The sequence below is a fragment of the Pararhizobium sp. IMCC21322 genome (assembly GCF_030758295.1).
Classification (GTDB): Bacteria; Pseudomonadota; Alphaproteobacteria; order Rhizobiales.
This window is the reverse complement of record NZ_CP132335.1, coordinates 1949634-1965700: the sequence shown is the minus strand read 5'-3', so window position 1 is coordinate 1965700 and position 16067 is coordinate 1949634. Positions and strand designations below refer to the sequence as shown.

At 53.0% G+C, this 16067-nt stretch carries 18 protein-coding genes; 15 read left to right on the top strand and 3 right to left on the bottom strand.

The window, feature by feature from the left end; genetic code table 11:
* Positions 1-100 precede the first annotated feature (100 nt).
* Positions 101-1018: an MBL fold metallo-hydrolase gene (locus tag RAL91_RS09505; RefSeq protein WP_306261703.1), complete on the top strand. Its 918-nt coding sequence runs from the start codon at positions 101-103 to the stop codon at positions 1016-1018.
* A gap of 25 nt (positions 1019-1043) precedes the next feature.
* On the opposite strand, the gene RAL91_RS09500 is transcribed toward RAL91_RS09505, so the two are convergent.
* Complete coding sequence (locus RAL91_RS09500; RefSeq protein ID WP_306261702.1) at positions 1044-1994, bottom strand: nucleoside hydrolase; 951 nt, start codon at positions 1992-1994, stop codon at positions 1044-1046.
* A gap of 170 nt (positions 1995-2164) precedes the next feature.
* On the opposite strand from RAL91_RS09500, the gene RAL91_RS09495 reads away from it, so the two are divergent.
* From RAL91_RS09495 to RAL91_RS09465, 7 genes are all read left to right on the top strand, one after another.
* Positions 2165-2914, top strand: coding sequence for a sulfite exporter TauE/SafE family protein (locus RAL91_RS09495; protein ID WP_306261701.1), 750 nt, complete (start codon positions 2165-2167; stop codon positions 2912-2914).
* 239 nt (positions 2915-3153) lie between these two features.
* Positions 3154-4680, top strand: coding sequence for a signal recognition particle protein (ffh, locus tag RAL91_RS09490; RefSeq protein WP_306261700.1), 1527 nt, complete (start codon positions 3154-3156; stop codon positions 4678-4680).
* Complete coding sequence (locus RAL91_RS09485) at positions 4680-5000, top strand: chorismate mutase (protein ID WP_306261699.1); 321 nt, start codon at positions 4680-4682, stop codon at positions 4998-5000. Before ffh ends, RAL91_RS09485 begins: the two co-directional genes overlap by 1 nt.
* A gap of 142 nt (positions 5001-5142) precedes the next feature.
* Positions 5143-5559: a 30S ribosomal protein S16 gene (gene rpsP / locus RAL91_RS09480; RefSeq protein ID WP_306261698.1), complete on the top strand. Its 417-nt coding sequence runs from the start codon at positions 5143-5145 to the stop codon at positions 5557-5559.
* Between the two features lie 6 nt (positions 5560-5565).
* Positions 5566-6129: a ribosome maturation factor RimM gene (gene rimM / locus RAL91_RS09475; protein WP_306261697.1), complete on the top strand. Its 564-nt coding sequence runs from the start codon at positions 5566-5568 to the stop codon at positions 6127-6129.
* A 2-nt stretch (positions 6130-6131) separates the two neighbouring features.
* Positions 6132-6842: a tRNA (guanosine(37)-N1)-methyltransferase TrmD gene (gene trmD / locus RAL91_RS09470; protein ID WP_306261696.1), complete on the top strand. Its 711-nt coding sequence runs from the start codon at positions 6132-6134 to the stop codon at positions 6840-6842.
* Positions 6843-6849: 7 nt separating this feature from the next.
* On the top strand, positions 6850-7296 hold the full coding sequence (locus RAL91_RS09465) for a GNAT family N-acetyltransferase (RefSeq protein WP_306261695.1): 447 nt from the start codon (positions 6850-6852) through the stop codon (positions 7294-7296).
* A gap of 40 nt (positions 7297-7336) precedes the next feature.
* On the opposite strand, the gene RAL91_RS09460 is transcribed toward RAL91_RS09465, so the two are convergent.
* On the bottom strand, positions 7337-8347 hold the full coding sequence (locus RAL91_RS09460; RefSeq protein WP_306261694.1) for a zinc-binding alcohol dehydrogenase family protein: 1011 nt from the start codon (positions 8345-8347) through the stop codon (positions 7337-7339).
* 216 nt (positions 8348-8563) lie between these two features.
* Between RAL91_RS09460 and RAL91_RS09455 the strand changes: the two genes are divergently transcribed.
* The 3 genes from RAL91_RS09455 (at position 8564) to leuC (ending at position 11726) form a co-directional block, all read left to right on the top strand.
* Positions 8564-9379, top strand: coding sequence for an alpha/beta fold hydrolase (locus RAL91_RS09455; protein ID WP_306261693.1), 816 nt, complete (start codon positions 8564-8566; stop codon positions 9377-9379).
* A gap of 276 nt (positions 9380-9655) precedes the next feature.
* Positions 9656-10147: a 50S ribosomal protein L19 gene (rplS, locus tag RAL91_RS09450; RefSeq protein ID WP_306261692.1), complete on the top strand. Its 492-nt coding sequence runs from the start codon at positions 9656-9658 to the stop codon at positions 10145-10147.
* 172 nt (positions 10148-10319) lie between these two features.
* On the top strand, positions 10320-11726 hold the full coding sequence (leuC, locus tag RAL91_RS09445) for a 3-isopropylmalate dehydratase large subunit (RefSeq protein WP_306261691.1): 1407 nt from the start codon (positions 10320-10322) through the stop codon (positions 11724-11726).
* Positions 11727-11767: 41 nt separating this feature from the next.
* Here leuC and RAL91_RS09440 read toward each other — a convergent pair whose 3' ends face one another.
* The gene (locus RAL91_RS09440) at positions 11768-12859 is read right to left on the bottom strand and encodes a PepSY domain-containing protein (RefSeq protein ID WP_306261690.1); all 1092 of its coding nucleotides are present in this window, start codon (positions 12857-12859) and stop codon (positions 11768-11770) included.
* 315 nt (positions 12860-13174) lie between these two features.
* Between RAL91_RS09440 and RAL91_RS09435 the strand changes: the two genes are divergently transcribed.
* From RAL91_RS09435 to RAL91_RS09420, 4 genes are all read left to right on the top strand, one after another.
* The gene (locus RAL91_RS09435) at positions 13175-14260 is read left to right on the top strand and encodes a DUF6152 family protein (protein WP_306261689.1); all 1086 of its coding nucleotides are present in this window, start codon (positions 13175-13177) and stop codon (positions 14258-14260) included.
* A gap of 140 nt (positions 14261-14400) precedes the next feature.
* Positions 14401-14859: a hypothetical protein gene (locus tag RAL91_RS09430; RefSeq protein ID WP_306261688.1), complete on the top strand. Its 459-nt coding sequence runs from the start codon at positions 14401-14403 to the stop codon at positions 14857-14859.
* A 12-nt stretch (positions 14860-14871) separates the two neighbouring features.
* Positions 14872-15357 carry a hypothetical protein gene (locus RAL91_RS09425; RefSeq protein ID WP_306261687.1) on the top strand — a complete coding sequence of 162 codons (486 nt, stop codon included), beginning with the start codon at positions 14872-14874 and terminating at the stop codon, positions 15355-15357.
* 2 nt (positions 15358-15359) lie between these two features.
* The gene (locus RAL91_RS09420; RefSeq protein ID WP_306261686.1) at positions 15360-16061 is read left to right on the top strand and encodes a HupE/UreJ family protein; all 702 of its coding nucleotides are present in this window, start codon (positions 15360-15362) and stop codon (positions 16059-16061) included.
* Positions 16062-16067: the final 6 nt, after the last annotated feature.

Here is a 16067-nt window from a genome sequence, read left to right as displayed (position 1 = left end):
TAAGGTTGTACAGCACGACTATACAGCCAGAAAATGATCGATCATTGTTGCATTGTGCAGCGCAAACCCTAAGATATTTAAAGATCATGGAGGATTCAGCATGTTTGCATATCGTGTGTTCCTAGCATTTTTCATCTCCTCTGCTCTTTTTACGCTGCCAAGCTACGCATCCCCACGCCTTCAATTGGTCCAGTCTGAAAGAGCCCCCGTCAGTACCTGTCTTGCAATTGCGCAAAATCTGGATCGGATGCCGACTGTGACGCGCGCAAACTATACCAATCTGGATCAGCCTTTGGGCCATGGGCCTTTGATCCGGAACGCAAATTCTGAAATTGATACAGATATTGATCGCGACCTCACTCTTTTTGAGGCGCGGATCACGTTTTTCGATCACTCGACCTACATCATTGAAAGCTCGCAAGGGGTAACTGCCGCCACTGATTACTTTGGCTATGCCCAATATAAGGGTCAGAATCTGATCCCGACCATTGTGACCATGAACAAGGCGCATTCGAGCCACTATACGGCAAACCCGGATAGCCGTATCGCCTATGCCCTGCCCGGCTGGGGTGACACCGAGCCCGCAAAGCACCTCATTCAGGTCGAGGATATGCTGGTGCGCAATGTCACGACCGATATTGTGCGAGGCGGTTTTCGCGAGGCTGACGCCAATTCGATCTTTATTTTTGAGGTTGCTGGCCTGTGCATCGGGCATCTGGGCCATCTGCATCACGCATTGACCGATTCCCATTTTGCCAATATTGGCCGGTTGGACGTGGTGATGGTGCCAATTGACGGTGCCATGACACAAAGCCTTGTTGGCATGGCCGAGATTGTGAAACGGCTGCGATCCAGTGTTGTGCTGCCAATGCATGCACGCGGCTTTGCAACGCCCGCTACCTTGATCGCCATGCTGGGCGACAGTTTTGACAATATTCGTCTGCCCGGAAACACCATCATCCTGTCGGTGAATAACCTTCCGCAGAGACCGACTGTTATCGTGCCAGCCAGATTGTAAACGCTAGAGAATTGGCAGCGACCGATCAGCGTTCTGCAAGGCGCAGATCGGTGCTTTTCAAGGTTGCGATGAAGTGATCGCGAATTTCTTCCTGCTTGCAAGCGACTGCAAAACGGACTTTGGGGCGGCTTGCATCATCCACAATTTGCGTATCACCCAGCCCTTCACCATCCAGAACCACTTTGACAGGGGCGGTTTCATAGGAAAACCAGTCCGGGTCCGTTATGGCAATCACAGCTGCCGGGTCGTGCAGGCAGCAACCATCAAAAGAACGGCTGTCCAGATAGAAGCGGACATAAAATGCCGATACATCCCGCAAAAAGCCGCCAATTCCGGGAGCGCCAAGTGCGATGTCTTCCAGATGCTGTGAAGTGCACAGAATCTGTTCTGTCACGTCCAGCCCAATAATCCTGACATCCCAACCTGCGGCGAAAACCTTTTCAGCCGCATGGGGATCATTGTGAATATTGGCCTCTGCAAAGGCGTTGACGTTGCCGGGCACCTTGACGGCTCCGCCCATAAGAACCACTCCGCCGATTTTGTTTTGCAGGTTTGCATCTAGGTCCAGAGCGTGAGCCAGATTTGTCAGCGGACCAATCGGGCACAGGATCAAATCTTCCCCGTGCTCGTCAGCCATATCGCAGATAAATTGCGCGGCGCTGCGTGGATCAGCAGGTCTTTGCGGGTTTGGGGCGGGCAGATCACCAAAGCCTTCAGCACCATGAATGAAGTGTGCCGGATCACGCTGTGCCTGTTGATAGGGCCTTTCCGCGCCATGGGCCACCGGTACGGCAAGGCCTGCCATTTCTACAAGATGGCGTGCGTTTCGTGTGGCCTGATAGGTATGAACATTTCCGAAAACAGTTGTTAATCCCACCACATCCAATCGGGGGTCAGCAAATGCCATGTGGATCGCCAAGGCGTCATCAACGCCGGGATCTGTATCAATAATGATTTTTTGGCGGGAGATGGCCATAGCGAACTGTCTTTCGATTTTCCGATTGGTGCAATACTGCCAGAACCGTGTGTCAGGCTTGCATGGATTAATATCTTACATCAAAACTGCTTATAAGCGGCGAGCCGAAGAATCCAAATCTTTTCAACCACCCATGCCAGAGGAGGCAGCATTGAAACCTGTCTGCCTTCATGTTTGACGTTGCAACACTGGCAGCCATTGGTGCCGCATTTCTTTTGGCCGGCGTGGTCAAGGGCATCATCGGCTTTGCTTTGCCGATTGTCAGCGTTGCGCTGTTGACCGTTCTGATAGGGCTGCCAAATGCGATGGCGGTTTTGCTCGTGCCGGCGCTTTTCGTGAATACCTGGCAGGGCGCAGTAGGTGGCCATCTGAAATCCACTGTTCTGCGCATATGGCCTTATCTGACGATGGCAACAATGACTGTCTGGTTGGGTGCGCTCAGCCTGACGCGGGTTGAATTGCCGCTTTTGTCAGCTTTTCTTGGATGCATTCTGATCATTTATGCACTGAGCAATATGATGGGGCTGCGCGTTACCATAACGCCCGTGCAGGATCGCTGGCTTGGTCCTTTGATTGGCGGCATAAACGGATTGGTGACCGGTATGACCGGGACAACTGCCGTTCCCGGTGTCATCTATCTGCAGGCCGTCGGGCTGGAGCGTGATGCACTGATCCAGGCCATGGGTATCTTGTTCACACTTTCCCTCCTCGCATTGGCAGTGGTGTTAGGTGGCAATGGTATTCTAACCGGCGAGCTGGCATTTTTGTCAGTTGCGGCATGTGTGCCAGCTTTTGCTGGAATGGTCATAGGTCGGCGGATACGGAAGTCGCTCTCAGAATCCAATTTCCGCCGTGTCTTCTTCATCGCCCTGCTCTTGCTCGGTTCCTATATCGTAATCTCTTCAGCTCCCTGGAGCTAGTAATCGCGGCTGGCCTTGCGTTGCAGCTTGACGCATCGGCGCAATTCTCCTAGAACCCGCGCATTAATCGGATTTGCCAAATTCGAGCCGCCGACCGGTTGCCTGATGATACCGGAGGTCAACACCCGCCAGCGCGTTGCGCTCTCGGGTGTGTTTTGCGTTTGGCTGTTTGCATCCTATGTTGGATGCATCCGAAACAGATTTGGGCGCGGGCGAAAATCCGTGTGAATTAAAGAGCCATGTTCGACACACTGTCAGATCGCCTTAACGGCATATTGGACAAGCTGACCAAGCGCGGCGCGCTGAGTGACAGCGACGTATCTGCGGCCATGCGTGAAGTGCGACGCGCGCTTCTGGAGGCCGATGTTGCGCTGGATGTGGTGCGGGACTTTACCGCCCGGGTCAAAGAACGCGCGGTTGGTGCGGACGTCGTCAAATCCGTGACACCGGGTCAGATGGTCATCAAGATTGTCCATGATGAACTTGTGGGCATGCTGGGCTCCGAGGCGCAGACGATTGATCTGAATGCTGCTGCACCGGTTGCCATTATGATGGTCGGCCTGCAGGGCTCGGGTAAGACAACAACATCTGCCAAAATTGCAAAGCGGCTTTTTGACAGAGACAAGCGCAAGGTTCTGATGGCCTCGCTGGATGTGCGGCGCCCTGCAGCTCAGGAACAACTGAAAATCCTTGGTGAGCAGATTGGCGTTGATACTCTGCCAATTGTCGCAGGCCAGATGCCTGTCGATATTGCCACGCGCACCATGAATGCCGCCCGTCTTGGTGGTTATGATGTGGTCATTCTCGATACCGCTGGTCGCACCCATATTGATGAACCATTGATGATGGAGATGGCAGACATCAAGCGGACAGCCAATCCGCATGAAGTGCTGCTGGTTGCTGACAGTCTGACCGGCCAGGATGCCGTCAATCTGGCGACGTCCTTTAATGACCGTGTTGGCATTACCGGCCTTGTTCTGACCCGTGTTGATGGTGACGGTCGTGGTGGCGCTGCCCTTTCGATGCGCGCTGTTACCGGCAAACCGATCAAGCTGATTGGTGTTGGCGAGAAAATGGATGCGCTGGAGGATTTCCATCCCAAGCGCATCGCAGACCGCATTCTGGGCATGGGCGACATTGTCAGCCTGGTTGAAAAAGCTGCCGAGAACATTGATGCAGAACAGGCTGCACGCGCAGCCGAGAAAATGCGCAAAGGCCAGTTTGATCTGCAGGATTTGTCAGACCAGCTTGGCCAGATGCAGAAAATGGGCGGCATGGGCGGCCTGATGAGCATGATGCCCGGTATCGGCAAAATGAAAAAGCAGATCGCGGCATCCGGAGTCGACGACAGCATTTTCAAGCGTCAGCAGGCCATTATCTCTTCCATGACGCGTAAAGAACGCACCAATCCGAAACTGCTCAATGCCAATCGCAAGAAACGTGTCGCGTCCGGGTCCGGCACCAGCGTTCAAGACATCAACAAATTGCTCAAAATGCACCGCCAGATGGCGGATATGATGAAAGCCATGGGCAAGAAGAAGGGCGGCATGATGGGCGCTCTTGGCGGCATGATGGGCGGCGGCGGAATGCCCGGCGGTATGCCACCTGGTGCTGGCGGAATGCCGGATATGGATCCCAAACAACTTGAGCAGATGGCCAAGCAAATGGGCGCTGGCGGTTCCAATGGTCTTCCGGGTGGCCTTCCAAGGCTTGGCGGACCAGGCGGTCTTCCCGGCTTGCCGGGACTTGGCAAAGGGAAGAAATGATGACCCAGGCATCCGATCCGACCCTTGAGGCTGAAAATGCTGCAGCTCTTGAAGAGCTGAATTCCATTCGCGGTTCCATAGACAATATTGATGCAGCGGTGATCAACATGCTGGCCGAGCGCTTTAAATGCACAAAGCGGGTCGGTATTTTGAAAGCGAAAAATGATTTGCCACCGTCCGATGTTGACCGGGAACAGCGACAGATTGAGCGGTTGCGCAAGCTGGCGCTGGATGCAGACCTTGATGCCGAATTTGCCGAGAAATTTTTGAACTTCATCATTCGCGAAGTCATCCAGAACCATATGGCGTTGAGGACGTGACTGTGATGCAGACGATCCCTCGCCTTGAGACAGAACGGTTGATTTTCACCGCCGATATTTATCGGCTCCGATCTCCAAAAGATTTCAGAAGAACTCTGAACTCATAATTTAAAACACACCCAAAACACCTAAGGAAACTAAAATGTCTGTTAAAATTCGTCTGGCCCGTGCTGGCTCTAAGAAACGTCCTTTTTATTCAATCGTAATTGCCGACATTCGTGCGCCGCGCGATGGCCGTTTCATTGAAAAAATCGGCACGTTCAACCCGCTTCTGGCCAAGGACGATGAAAACCGCATCGTTTTGGACGCTGACCGCGCCAAGCATTGGCTTGATCATGGTGCCCAGCCAACAGATCGCGTTCTGCGCTTTCTGGACGCAGCGGGTATCGCCAAACGCGAAGCGCGTAACAACCCGAATAAAGCCAAGCCTGGCAAAAAAGCTGAAGAGCGTGCGTCTGAAAAAGCTGCCGCTGCTGAAGAAGCTGCCGCTGCTGCTGCTGCGCCTGCTGAAGAAGCACCTGCCGAAGAGCCAGCGGCTGAAGAAGCCGCTGCTGAATAACGCAAAATGCGCATTCAGCCAAAAACGCCAGATGGTATGGTCCTGATCGCCGAGATCGGGGCCGCCAGCGGCGTTAAAGGCGAAGTGCGCATCAAGCTGCATTCTGATGATCCGGCAGCCCTGACCGCCTATGGCGCGTTGCAGAGTGCTGCCGGACATTCCTACACAATCAGTAAGTCGCGACCGGCCAAAACGGTTTTCGTCTGCACCCTTGATGGTGTGCATGACCGTAGCGCGGCAGAAGCGCTGAAAAATACACGGCTCTATATCAGCCGCGACAAACTTCCCGAGCCTGATGCTGACGAGTTCTACCACATTGACCTTGAAGGACTTGATGTTCAGCAAGCCGATGGAACTGTGTTTGGGACTGTTTCGGCAGTCCATGATTTCGGTGCCGGGGACATACTTGAAATTGCGCCTTCTGAGGGAGAAACACTCATGATCCCCTTCAGTCTGGCTGCTGTTCCAATTGTCGATATCGCCGGTGGATTCGTAAAATTGGCGGACCTGCCAGGTCTTTTGGACGAGGATCCGTCAGAGGACGATCCAGCCGCGAAAAAGGATATTTAGCTGTGGCCGGCTGGCGCGCTTCAATCCTGACACTCTACCCGGACATGTTTCCAGGCCCATTAGGGGCCAGCCTCTCGGGCCGCGCTCTTGAAAAGGGTCTGTGGGACTGCGAGACCGTCAACATACGAGATTTTGCAACCGACAAGCACCGCACCGTTGATGACACACCTGCCGGCGGTGGTGCCGGTATGGTTTTGCGAGCCGATGTTCTGGGCAAGGCGATTGATTCCACCGCTGACGCCGAAGATACCCGACCGCGCCTGATGATGAGCCCGCGCGGCAAACCACTGACGCAGCGCCGGGTTCGCGACCTTGTTTCAGGTCTTGGCGTTGTTATTGTCTGTGGCCGATTTGAGGGTGTTGATCAACGGGTCATCGATGGACGTAATCTGGAAGAGATCTCCATCGGCGATTACATTTTGTCCGGCGGTGAAGTGGCAGCCATTGCCCTGCTGGATGCCTGTATCCGTCTCATACCGGGTGTGATGGGCGCTAAGGCTTCCGGGGAGGATGAGAGCTTTGAACATGGCTTGCTGGAATATCCGCATTACACGCGGCCAGCCGACTGGGAAGGCGCATCCATTCCCGATGTATTGACATCCGGTGATCACGGCGCTGTTGCGCGTTGGCGGCGTGATCAGGCGATCCAGCTAACCCGTGAAAGACGACCCGATTTGTTGTCGGATGATGACGCGCCTGACAAAGGCCCCTGAGGCCCACATGCTGCGCAAGGCTATTGCCACGGATGAGACAGCAATTCGGCTTTGTGCCGAGGCAGCCTACCGACAATACGTCGCCCTGATCGGCAAAGCCCCAGCGCCAATGTTCGCTGATTTTCGATCACAGATTTCAAATGGCTGGGTTCATGTTGCAGACAACGAAACCGGGGTGGTCGAAGGTTTCATCGTGTTTTACCAGCGCCAGAACAATATGTTTTTGGAAAATGTAGCCGTTCATCCTGGTGCCGCAGGCAAAGGGATTGGCAGCGCCTTGATCAGCCTGTGTGAGCAGACAGCGCGCCGCTTGGGGCTTGGAGCTGTTGAACTTTATACAAATGAGAAAATGGCGGATAATCTCTCCATCTATCAACATCTTGGTTATGTTGAAACCGGCCGTCGCAAGGAGGCCGGTTTCAACCGTGTCTATTTTGAGAAAACTCTCTCTTAGCGTATTTTTTAGCGATGCCTGATCGTTGACCGCTTTGCGGTTATGACGCCTGAACGACGATCTTGCCTTTGGCTTGGCCGGTCTCAATCAGCGCATGAGCTGTGCGGATGTTTTCAGCATTCATAGGTGTCAAAACTTCGTTCAGCGTTGTGCGAATGCGCCCGGCGTCAATTTCATCAGCCACATAATTCAGCAGATTATGCTGCTCGATCATATCCGGTGTTTCAAACATAGCGCGCGAGAACATGAGTTCCCAATGCAGGCTGGCAGCTTTCAACTTCATTCCGGCCATTGGCATGGGTAGATCAGTATCATCGATTGTCACAATGCCACCTTGCGGGCGGATCAGTTCCACTGCGGTCTCCCAATGGCGCATATCGTTGAAAATTGCGATGTGATCAACATGCTGGAACCCGAGCGCGCGGACTTGTTCAACCATTGGCTCGCGGTGATTGACCACATGGTCCGCGCCAAGCTCTTTCACCCAATTTGACGTCTCTTGGCGAGAGGCTGTGGCGATAACAATAAGTCCTGCAGCCTTGGCGAGTTGGATACCGATTGAACCAACACCGCCACCGGCGCCGATAATCAGAACCGACTGCCCTTTATCCGCGCCATCGCGATCAATACCAAGACGGTCAAAAAACGATTCGTAAGCGGTAATCGTTGTCAGCGGCAACGCTGCAGCTTCCGCAAAATTGAGACTTTTTGGTTTCTTGCCAACGATACGCTCATCAACCAATTGATACTCGGCGTTGGAGCCGGACCGGGTGATATCCCCGGCATAATAAACCTCATCGCCCGGCTTAAATAACGTCACACCATCCCCGACAGCTTCGACAATACCGCTGGCATCCCAGCCAAGAATTCGGGGCGGGTCTTCCACACCATCCTTCGGCTTGCGGACTTTTGTATCAACCGGATTGATGGACACGGCCTTGATGGAAACCAGAAGGTCACGACCGGTGGCTTCAGGCGTGGGCAATTCCACATCCAGAAACGCATTGGGATCATCAATGGGAAGATAGTGTTTCAGTGCAACGGCTTTCATGATCGGACCCTCCAGGTCTCAAAAAGTCTCAAAAGATCTCAATAGATATCAATAAATATCTGGGCGATGTGTGCGTGCGATTGCTGACCGCCTGACCGTAATACTGCTCAGCTTTGAAAGCCAGGTCGTGGCCTTCAGAGTTGCAGAATTCTCGGCTACCACAAAGTCAATTGATCACGTAGCTTAAGATCGGACCGCCTGGCCAGAGGATTGAATATGTTGGAATGGAAATTGACAGAGGAATATCAAACATCTGCTGGTCGGGTCTCTGCCGGTCGTTGTGGAGAGGGGCCTGATTTAATTCTGGCTCATGGATGGCCCTGGTCATCCTATTCCTGGCATCGCCTCATTCCGCAACTCGCCAAGACTTACAAGGTGCATTGGTATGATATGCCGGGTTACGGGCAATCAGAAAAAAAGAGCGACCAACGCACCTCTCTGGACGTTCAGGGTGAAATATTTGTCGAGATGCTTGCGCATTGGGGCATAAATCGTCCAACGGTGATTGCCCATGATTTTGGAGGCGCGACAACCCTACGGGCGCATCTTCTTCATGGATGCGATTTTGAACGCTATGTCCTTATGAACGTCGTTGCCATGCGCCCCTGGGGCTCGGAATTCTTTGATCACGTTGGCAAACATGTTGATGCGTTTGAAGGTTTGCCATCTCACATTCATAAAGCAATTGTCGAAGCCTATATTCAGGGTGCGCTTGTCAACGAGATTCCGCGAATTGACTTTGAAAATCTTGCCGCACCATGGCTAACAAATGAAGGTGCCAGCAGTTTTTACCGACAGTTCGCTCTGGCCGATGAGAAATACACAGCGGAGGTCGAACCGCTGTTTGGCGATATTCGATGCCCGGTCAAAATCGTTTGGGGTGAAGACGACCCCTGGATTCCAATTGAACGCGGCAAAGAGCTTCATAGACTGATTGGCCAAAATCGGTTTGAAACCATGAGCCGGGTCGGGCATTTGCCACAGTTGGAAAGCCCGCAGACAGCTTTAAAGGCATTTTCAGACTTTATTTGATCCCGCATTGCAAAGCGGACAATATCTCTTCGGCACAATCAGCGGTGAAATCCACCCGTTTAGGCTCGACAAAACCGCAGAGCTGGTGTACATCGCGCGCATCTTTGATCAATGCAAAGAAACCAGTTCGTGGCGTATTCGCCCGACAAGCTTGTGGATTTTACAAAATCATTGCAAGTGAGCTGGCCTGAACCGTGAAGGTTTTGGGATCAGCCGGGCGCTCTGGGTGTGGACAAGAGACAAACCAAAACAAGATGCAATCAAGAAGGTGCTCTCGTGAATATTATTGAACAGCTCGAAAAAGAGCAGGCTGATGCTATTGAAGCGCAGCGCAAGTTGCCAACATTTTCCCCCGGTGACACTGTCAAAGTGAATGTACGTGTGACCGAAGGTACACGGACCCGTGTACAAGCCTATGAAGGCGTTTGTATTGCTCGCAAGGGTGGTGGCGTCAACGAAACGTTCACTGTGCGTAAGATTTCCTACGGTGAAGGTGTGGAACGTGTATTCCCGGTTTATTCTCCACTCGTTGAGGGTGTTGAGGTCATCCGCCGTGGTAAGGTGCGCCGTGCAAAGCTTTACTATCTGCGTGATCGTCGCGGTAAATCTGCCCGTATCGTTGAGGCCAGCAATGCCCGCGCCAAAAACCTCAATGAGGAACAGCGCAATGTTGTTTCAGCTGCCAAGGCCGTTGTTGCAGCTGAAAAAGCTGCTGCCAAGGAAGCTGCCGCATCCGAGGCTGCTGCAACGGAAGCCGCCGCAGAATAGGCCTGTTGGATTGCTCGCCGATATGGCTGGCTGCTGACAGACAGACGAAGGCGGCTTACAAGCCGCCTTTTTTGTTCGGCAATTTGTTCACAAGGACCGATGGGAACAACTTGACGGGCACTGGGTCCAAACCACATATAGATATGAAATTCCGCATTCGGAGACACACGATATGAGCGCGCCTACAACACTTTACGACAAGATCTGGAATGACCATCTGGTGCATGAGCAGGATGACGGTACCTGCCTTTTGTATATTGACCGCCACCTTGTGCATGAAGTGACAAGTCCTCAGGCTTTTGAAGGCCTGCGCATGACCAACCGCAAGGTCCGCGCGCCGCAGAAAACACTGGCCGTGGTTGATCACAATGTACCAACCACTGACCGGTCCAAAGGCATTGACGATCCGGAAAGCAAGTTGCAGGTGGACACGCTGGCCCAAAACGCAGCCGAGTTCGAGATCGATTATTACTCCGAACGCGATATCCGTCAGGGCATTGTCCACATCATTGGACCTGAGCAGGGTTTTACCCTGCCCGGCACGACCATTGTGTGCGGAGATAGCCACACCTCCACACATGGTGCTTTTGGCGCTTTGGCCCACGGCATCGGTACCTCCGAAGTTGAGCATGTGCTGGCAACACAGACACTGATCCAGAAAAAAGCCAAGAACATGCTGGTTCAGGTGGATGGCGAACTGCCCGAAGGGGTAACAGCAAAAGATATCATTCTGGCAATCATCGGTGAAATCGGCACCGCTGGTGGCACTGGACACGTGATTGAATTCGCTGGCGAAGCCATTCGCGCATTGTCCATGGAAGGCCGTATGACGGTCTGCAACATGACCATTGAAGGTGGTGCCCGCGCTGGGCTCATCGCACCAGATGAGAAAACCTACAAATATCTGAAAGGTCGTCCACGCGCGCCAAAAGACGCGGAATGGGATGCAGCTGTTGCTTATTGGAACACACTCATAACCGACGAAGGCGCACATTTCGACAAAATCATCAAACTGGATGCTGCCAAGCTGCCACCGATCGTGTCCTGGGGCTCTTCCCCTGAAGATGTTGTTTCCATTACCGGCATTGTGCCGAACCCGGCAGAGATCGAAGACGACAACAAACGTTCCTCCAAGGAACGGGCACTGGCCTATATGGGTCTGACACCGGGTACCAAAATGACGGATATCACCTTGGATCGGGTGTTCATTGGCTCCTGCACCAATGGCCGCATTGAAGATCTGCGCGCCGCCGCCTCCGTTATTGGTGGTCGCAAGGTTGCAGCCACCGTCGATGCCATGATCGTACCGGGTTCCGGCCTCGTGAAGGAACAGGCGGAAGCGGAAGGCCTCGACAAGATATTCAAGGATGCTGGATTTGACTGGCGCGAGCCTGGCTGCTCCATGTGTCTGGCCATGAATGCCGACAAACTGAAGCCGGAAGAGCGCTGCGCGTCAACGTCAAACCGCAATTTTGAAGGCCGTCAGGGCTTCAAGGGCCGCACGCATCTCGTGTCCCCGACGATGGCCGCAGCGGCCGCGATTGCCGGGCATTTTGTTGACATTCGTGAGTGGAAATAATTCTTCAATCACTTAAATAACGGAAAAGCGCGGAGCCTCGGCTACCGCGCTTTTTTGTATGTAGATCGCTGCGGCGAAGAAAATGAAAAACGCGCGCCTATAAATGATATCAGACCAATAACACCGAGACAGATCAGGCCCAGACCGATGAGTGTTTGGATGATATTATATACCCAACCTCCCAAGTGAGAGCGGTGCAGATCCCCCAAAAAATTGTATGATTTTTCGCCAATCGGCAAGGTGCGCGCATCAATGCGTAAATCCATATAGCCGTCATAATCCGTGATGTGGACGGAGCTGTTGCCGTGCTCGGCCCACTCGCCGCTCTCACGGATTAAGACGCGCTTCACACCGGTTCCTTGGGGCCAGGCGAGACCGGTGATCTCGGCACCGGGGAAAACGGATGCGGCCCGCGCCAGAACTTTTGGCCATGAGGTTTCGCTGCTGCCGCTTACAGCGTCAACACCATCGCCAAAATTCTGACCATAGCTGTCATCATTTTCATAGGGCCAGAAGAATGCCGCGCGTGATGTTTCGGGGAACGTCAGAACGACACCTGCAAGGATCACAGCAGCAATCGGCAGCGCCAGCAATATCCCGGTGTTGCGGTGCAGGCGCAAGAGCTCAGCACGCTTGAGACTACGTAGCGCCAGACCCGATCTCCAGGTGCGCCGGGCCGGCCAATAGGCGATCAAACCTGCACCTATCAACACAAGTGCAGCAATGCCTGTAAAGCCGATGATGTAAAGCCCAATGGTTCCCGTCAGCAAGCGATGATGCAGGTCGAGCAACCAATCTTCAAACCGCCCATTAGGCTCCCAAACGGCAAGAATTTGTCCATCAGGTGCGATAAAGGCAGAGCGTTTATCCACCAGATAGACTTTGCTGAGGCCAAAGCTTTGATCACCAAACTCGATCCGACTTATGGCTGCTTCCCCAAAGGCCGCATCAGCCGATAAGGCGATTGTTGCCATGGGCTCAATGCTGCGTTCGAACGCCAATGCACTTTGAGGAAACACAAAGCCCAGATATGTATTTTTCCAGATCAGCAACGTTCCCGTTGCGCTGACAAGAATGAGCAATACTGCCAGAGACGCGCCTACCCAGCGGTGGATGATACGCGCCGTCTTCATAATTTTTTTCAAAAACATGGTATCTTAAGTCTGTTTTTTAAGTTAGCATACTAACATTAAGGCGCACCCTCCGGTTGTCGCCTACTCCCTTACTTTAGTCCTATATTAATGAATTTCTACCGATAATTAATTTATATTATCAAAAAAATCGTTTTATATCGAGATCTAACTGCAAAAAACTGAATACGCTCCTGAGGATGGGAAACGCATAAACAATTTGAGATTGAATTTTCTGCCAGCTTGAACGCAATGCTGATTTTCAATCAAGGGGCTGAACATCTGCCGGATCTCCGGCGAAATTTGGAGGAACTATCAATGCGTAAAAAAATTCTTATTGGCTGCATGGTCGCGCTTTGCAGCGGTGCATTTATCACCACGGCCAGCGTCGCGCATCACGGCGTCAACGGGCAGTTTGACCTGTCCAAGACATTGGACAAAACGGGCATCGTCACCCGGGTGCGCTTTGTGAACCCGCATTCCTATGTTTATTTCGATGTCACAAATAACGCTGGCGCGGTGGAACAGTGGCGCTGTGAGCTGCGCTCCGGCAGCCTTTTGAAACGCAAAGGCTGGACCACCGACATGTTCGCAATTGGTTCGGAAATCACAATTTCCGGATCACCTGCACGCACAGAGCCGACCACCTGTTACACGGAAACCATCACTTTTGCCGACGGCAGATCGCTGATCCGTTATGGCGAAATTGATGATGATGGAAATTTCATCAACCCAGAAAAGGGCACCGACGCTGCCCAGAACGCTGCCGGTCAGGAACCTGCAAGTGATACGCCGGACCTGTCAGGCAACTGGTCAGAGCCGATCGCAAATGGCCCCCCTCTGCCCTATGCCGGACGCGCTCCGGCCTATGTCCTGACGCAGGCTGCCATGGATGCTGCCAATAATTGGGTTGCAGAAGACAATCCGCGCTTCAGCTGCAAGCCAACCAACATCATTCTTGACTATCGCTTTGACCAGATGATCAACAAGATCGAGCAATCTGCAAGCGAAGTGAAGCTGACTTATGGCTTCATGGATGTCGAGCGCACCATCCATATTGACGGCGCGTTTCCCGGCACCATCGAGCCAAGTGTAACCGGCTATTCTGTTGGAAAATGGGATGGCAACAAGCTGGAAGTCATGACGAAGGGCTTTGCACCGGGCTTTCTTGAAGCCATTGGTGGGCGGTCCACGCGCTCGATTCCTCACAGCGACCAGATGGAAATCGCTGAAACCTTCTATGTCGATGATGCCGGTGAACTGGTGCATGAGTACACAATCACCGACCCGGTATATCTGGCCGAGCCGCATTCGCATCTTCAAAAGTCCGTTAAGACAGACGATGCATTTGAACCCTTCAACTGTGATGATTTGACTGTTGAAGAAGCGTTCAGCAACAACTGATTTGCGCTGAACAGACGCTGTAAAAATGCCGATCAGGATGAAACGAACACTCCTGGTCGGCACAGTCCAAAAAGATCGTGTCTGAGACAGGTCGCCTGCATCAGGTCGTCTGCATCCGCTAGAAAAGACAAGAGGTATCAATGGATTTTCTGTTCATGCTCGAGGATTCGGCGCTTGGGACCATGGTCTCAAGCTCCATCTGGGGGTACCCGATCGTGCTGTCACTTCATGCGCTGGGCATGGCAACGCTGGTTGGCATTTCGCTGATGTTGAGTTTTCGCACTCTCGGGTTTGCGTCGGGAATACCCGTCACCTCGCTCGCATCCTATTGGCACATCGCTCAGGCTGGCTTTGTGGTCAACCTGCTGTCCGGCACCGCCCTGTTCTTTGGCAGCGCATCGTCGCTGGCCTTCAACTGGCCGTTTCGTATCAAGATTGTCATGGTCATTATCGGCCTGCTGCTGACCCGACATCTCGTCAAAACCTGCATCAAGGGCGATGGGCTGGTGACCTCCGGACACCGCACACTGGCCGCTATCGCGGTTCTGATCTGGGTTGGTGCACTGATTGTGGGCCGTCTCATCGGCTATGTGTTTTAGGGAGATCAGCAGATGAATGATGCAATAATCTGGCTCAGAGCCACTGACCTCCACGCTTTTATCACCGGCAATAGCTGGGTCTGGCCATCCATGGAAATGGCACATTTCCTTGGGCTCTGCCTGTTGTTCGGCTCGCTTTTGTTTGTCGATCTTCGTGTCATCGGCGTGGCGCGTAAAGTGCCGCTGAAACTGGTCGACACATTTATCATTGTCACGCTGATCGGCTTTGGCCTCAACGCACTGACAGGCGCTTTGTTTGTTGTGGGCGATCCCGGGCGCTACTTCGTCAACATCGCGTTCAGGCTGAAAATGGTACTGATTGTGATTGCCGGGCTGAACGCCCTGTATTTCACGGTCCGGATCAGGCCGCAGATACAGGCAGGGGCCGATTCATCCACACTGTCTGCCGATGCAAAGTTTGTGGCGGGATTTTCGCTATGCTTGTGGACAAGCATTATCGTTCTGGGCCGGATTATCCCTTACGTCGAAGATTTGTAGACGTGGTATCGCGGTCCGCCCAACGTAATTCTACAGGCCAGGCGCTTTGGCTTACCTGGCTTGCCTGCGCCCTGATCCTTGTCAGCTCTCAGGCGTTTGGCCATGGCGTTGCCAGAGGCGACCAAACTTACCTCATGAATATTGAGGGCGTTCACCCGTTTCCCTTCCTGTATCTGGGCGCCAAGCACATGGTCACCGGATATGATCATCTGCTGTATCTGGCCGGCGTCATCTTTTTCTTGCGCGAGCTGAAAGATGTTGTGAAATTCGTCAGCCTGTTTGCCGTCGGCCATTCCATCACGCTTTTGTTTGGGGTGCTGTCCGGCATTCAAATCAATGCCTATCTGGTGGATGCCATTATCGGTTTGTCCGTGTGCTACAAGGCGCTGGAAAATCTCGGGACAATCCGCTTTCTCGATCCCCGCATTGCCGTATTCGGGTTTGGTCTCGTTCACGGCTTCGGCCTGTCGACCAAATTGCAGGACCTGTCTTTGTCACAGGATGGGCTGGTCGCCAATATGATCTATTTCAACATCGGTGTTGAAATTGGCCAGATCATTGCCCTGACTTTTCTGCTGGTTTTATTCTCATGGCTGCGCAGCCTGCATAATTTTCCGCTGGTGGCCCGCAACGCAAACATCGTTCTCTTCGGCGCAGGTCTGCTGCTTTTCGGCCTGCAAATTGTTGGCTTCATCATTATTTGAGGTGAG